This window comes from Sphaerospermopsis reniformis (assembly GCF_005402885.1).
Classification (GTDB): Bacteria; Cyanobacteriota; Cyanobacteriia; order Cyanobacteriales; family Nostocaceae; genus Sphaerospermopsis; species Sphaerospermopsis kisseleviana.
The window spans coordinates 1-4,408 of sequence record NZ_BJCE01000336.1; the positions used below are offsets into that span (position 1 = coordinate 1).

Annotated in this window: 2 protein-coding genes; one reads left to right on the plus strand and one right to left on the minus strand. The window is 40.3% G+C overall.

Annotated elements, in window-relative coordinates:
- Positions 1–2,331, minus strand: a 2,331-nt coding sequence (locus tag FFR48_RS25760) for a two-partner secretion domain-containing protein (protein ID WP_137669328.1), incomplete at its 3' end; no start/stop codon positions are given.
- Positions 2,332–2,527: 196 nt separating this feature from the next.
- Between FFR48_RS25760 and FFR48_RS25765 the strand changes: the two genes are divergently transcribed.
- Complete coding sequence (locus FFR48_RS25765; protein ID WP_236104187.1) at positions 2,528–4,228, plus strand: ShlB/FhaC/HecB family hemolysin secretion/activation protein; 1,701 nt, start codon at positions 2,528–2,530, stop codon at positions 4,226–4,228.
- Positions 4,229–4,408: the final 180 nt, after the last annotated feature.

Consider the following 4,408-nt stretch of genomic DNA (forward strand, 5'->3'; position numbering starts at 1 on the left):
AATTTCACCAGTGGTACTTTCTACGGAAATATTACCAGAATCATAACCATTACCAGCGCTAAAAATATTACCCGCAGTAATGTTACCACTTGCAAACAATTTTACGTCGCCAGTAGAACTAAAACCACCAATATCATAATTTCCCGTTTGCAAATTTCCTAATTTGATTTCGCCAGTGGTACTTTCTACGGAAATATTACCAGAATCATAACCATTACCAGCGCTAACAATATCACCCGCAGTAATGTTACCACTTGCAAATAATTTTACGTTGCCACTACCATTAAAATCATTTCCCGTCTGAAGATTTCCCAAGACTAGACTAGCACCAGAAATGTTAAGATTTGCCCCATTGGTGTTGAGAGTGCTATTGGGGTCAACAAATTTAACAGCGCCACTTGTGGAAGTGATGGTTAAACTATTTGTGTCATAACCAGCACCTAACTGTAAATTAGTGTTACCAAGAGTAATATCATTGGTAGCTGTGAGATTAATGTTGCTGCCATAGGCAGTACCAGTAATATTATCAATATTAAGATTGTCTCTATCTTCTACGTTGATATTGCTCCCACTGCCACCATTAATATTGGCATCAATTAAATCTACCTTTGCACCTAAAATATTAACTCTCCCCCCTATTGACCCAGTATTGAGATTACCACTGACAATGGTTGTACCCGGAGTAGATGGGATGGTAGTATTATTCAGGGTGACAATATTCTCTGAGACGGTTAACCCGGTGTCAGTATTACCCACTGTGAGCAGTTGTGGTAAAGATGGGATGGGTAATGTCCAATTATTAAGTTCATTCCTATTGGGAATGTCTAAACTCAAAATATTTCCCGGTATACTCAGGTTTATGAAACCCTCACCAGGTACGGATGTAACTAGAATTTGTCCACCGGATGCTGTGAGTGTTCCTGTATTTACCACAGTACCAGCTGATAAACTCAGAGTTTGCCCTGTACCTACTTCTAATTTACCAGCATTGATGATTGCTCCTGGTTGACTGGTGGTAAAGGCAAATCCGTTAGGGTTACCGAATAAATTACTATAGTCATTGTTACCCTCAGCATTAAACCACCCGTTATCAAATCTGATTCCGTTGGCAGTAGTAACATTAAAGGAACCAGGAATATATAAACTGGCTTCCCCACCAAAAATAAATCCCGCAGGATTCATCAAAAATAAGTTCGGGTTATTACCCCCTGTCACCTGAATTAATCCATTGATGACGGAAGCATCACCACCCACAATGCGACCGAGAATATTTTGTATATTTGTATCAGCTTGGAAGTTAGCACTTTGTCCTGAACTAAGTCCAAACCGTTGGAAACTGTGAAAAAGGTTAGCACCAGAAGATGTACCACCTGTAATATCTGTTGTGTTACCGTTGGGTGTCACAATGGTATTTGTGCCATCTGGAGCGGAAATGATCTGTTGATCTTGGGCGATCGCTGTGTTAATTCCCCCCAAGGAAAAGATTCCCCAACAAGCAGCACCTAGTGAGAGTTTCTTGGTTTGAATAAATAGACTTTTAAAGGTTGTTGCTATAGTTGTTGTTAAAGGTTGCTGGTGTCGCAATATAAAGCGACCTGTTGATAATTCTACATCTATGCGATATTTCTCAGCCAGTCCTCGACGTTGCAATGCTCGCGCGATCGCCTGTTGAGAATAAAGGATTTGCTTGGATCTCTGAGTTGCAGAGATACTTTGGTTATGTCTGCGGTAAAGGTAGAGAGGTTTATCGACCCGCCGCACTTGGGTAACTTCCGACAGCCGTAAACATAGGTCATAATCATAGGCGTAGTCTGAGGAAGATATATCTACACCCCCCACTTGTTGGTAAACTGAATACCGCAGTAACCGAAAGTGGAAGGTCATAAAGTTGACTAGTAACTCTTGGGGAGAGTAGGGAATACTACAGCTACGACCATAGCCAAGCAGTTCACCGGCTGCATTAATATCTACATAATCAGTATAAACTAATCCCACATCTGGCTGATGATTGAGGATAGGTACAGTTTCCGCCAAAGCAGTGGGAGCGAGGATATCATCACTATCTACCCAACCCAGATAAGTACCTCTAGTTTGAGCTATGACTGCTTTGTGAGCTTTCACACTTCCTTGGTGTGCTGCTGCTACTACCCTTACACGTTGATCTTGGTGAGCATATTTTTGGGCGATGGCTACTGACCCATCTGTAGAGCCATCATCCCAGACAAGTAACTCAAAATCCGTCCATGTCTGCTGTAATACGCTGGCAATAGCAGCACCTAAATAATTTTCCCGGTTGTAGTTAACAATAACAATAGATACTAACGGTGACATACAATCAATCCCATTTTTCATATGGCATTAGTATACAATGTCTCATTTTTACTTTAACAGGATAATGTTAATAATTATTAATAATAGCAAGTTTAGCTACAAAGCTTTGGCTACTGACTGTCAAAAGTATGATATCTAAATACTTGTACCCACCCATTTGATACCATCCCAGCGCAGTCACATGAACCCAGGAAACATGACTGGAATCAAGTCTGAATCAGCAACTCAGCAAGAACGACCCAATTTTTTTTCTCATTATCTATTAATTTTGTCCACATCTTTTTTACTTAGTATTAATGGACAGCGTAGCCTAGCTAGTGATATTAATAACCCTATTACTAATTCGGATACCAAGTTAGCAACACCTACACTTGCTCAACAATCACCACAGGAAACCCCCCAACCTGCAGCAAAATTTTATATTCGTCAAATTCGTGTCATAGGCAGTACAGTCTTTAATGAAAAAGATTTTACCCCTTTAGTGAAGGAATTTGAAGAACGGGAATTAACCCTAGAACAGATCAGAGCAGTGAGTGATGCTGTTACCCAACTATATCTAAATCGGAATTATCTCAATTCTAGAGCCGTTAGCGTAACCCCCCAACCTGACAACACAGATGGTATTTTAGTGATTCGGGTGATTGAAGGACGTTTGGCAAAAATTGATATTAGAGGAACACAACGAGTCAATCCTAGTTATATTCGCAGTCGTATTCAACTAGCTAATACAGTACCTCTCAATACCGTTAAACTGGAAGATCAACTGCGGTTACTACGACTTGACCCCCTATTTAAAAATATAGAAGCCAGTCTACGTCCTACGGGAGAAGAAGGAGAAAGTTTACTAGTAGTCACAGTACAGGAGGCTGAATCTTTTACAAGTAAGTTGTTAATTGATAACTATTACCCTGTCAGCGTTGGTGGTGAGAGATTGGGGTTAGAATTCGGTTATCGTAACCTGACTGGACTGGGAGACCTGCTAACAGGTTCTTATTACCGCACATTCACAGGAGGTTCTCAGGTATTTAATTTAAGTTATCAGATTCCCGTGAATGGGATGAATGGAACCTTGGGATTGCGGGTTTCACCCAGTAGAACCAAGATCACTGAGTTACCTTTTAGAGACCTAAATATTGAGGGTGAGCAAGAACTGTATGAAATTAACTACCGTCAACCACTATGGCGATCGCCCCGGGAAGAATTTGCTTTATCATTAGGATTTACCCATCAAAGTGGTCAGACTTTTGTTGGTGGTGGGACTTTTCAGTTTGATGGTAGTCGTACCAGTGTAATTAGGTTTGGTCAAGAGTATCTTAACCGAGATCCTCAAGGTGTGTGGTTTGGGCGATCGCAATTTAACCTTGGTGTAGGTTTATTTAATGCTACAATTAGTCAAGACCCTGTACCTGATGGTCGCTTTTTTAGTTGGACAGGTCAATTACAGCGATCGCAACGATTAAATAATAATCATTTATTGCTCATACAAGCGGATTGGCAATTCACACTCAACAGTTTATTAGCTTCCCAACAATTTGTCATTGGGGGTGGACAGTCAGTCCGCGGTTATCGGCAAAATATCCGCTCTGGTGATTATGGTGTGAGATTTGCAGTAGAAGACAGAATTACCATCCAGAGGAATGAATCTGGATTACCGATGATTCAGATCGCACCTTTTCTGGATCTAGGTGTAGTCTGGAACCAATCCGGTAACCCGAATACATCACCCGATCAAAAATTACTACTCAGTACAGGATTAGGGTTTCTGTGGAATCAGGCTTTAGGGATTGATAACCTAAGTATGCGTTTAGATTATGCCATTCCCTTTGTAGATTTAAAGGACAGGGGTAATAACGTCCAAGATCAAGGCTTTCATTTTAGCCTCCGTTATCAACCATAATAGCTCTTCAATGAATGGATGTAAGTGATAGCCTCCACAAAACTACACCTAAAGAGCAAGTCCTAAGTTGACAATTTCATAGACAAAACTATACTTATATTGACAAAAATCAATATATTTTTAGGAAAAAATCAACTACTTGATATATAATACGGTGATATCAAGTATTGAATTGAGACT

Excerpts from the sequence above, each read along its gene's own strand:
- FFR48_RS25765 (WP_236104187.1), top strand. The coding sequence starts at position 2,528 with ATGACTGGAATCAAGTCTGAATCAGCAACTCAGCAAGAACGACCCAAT.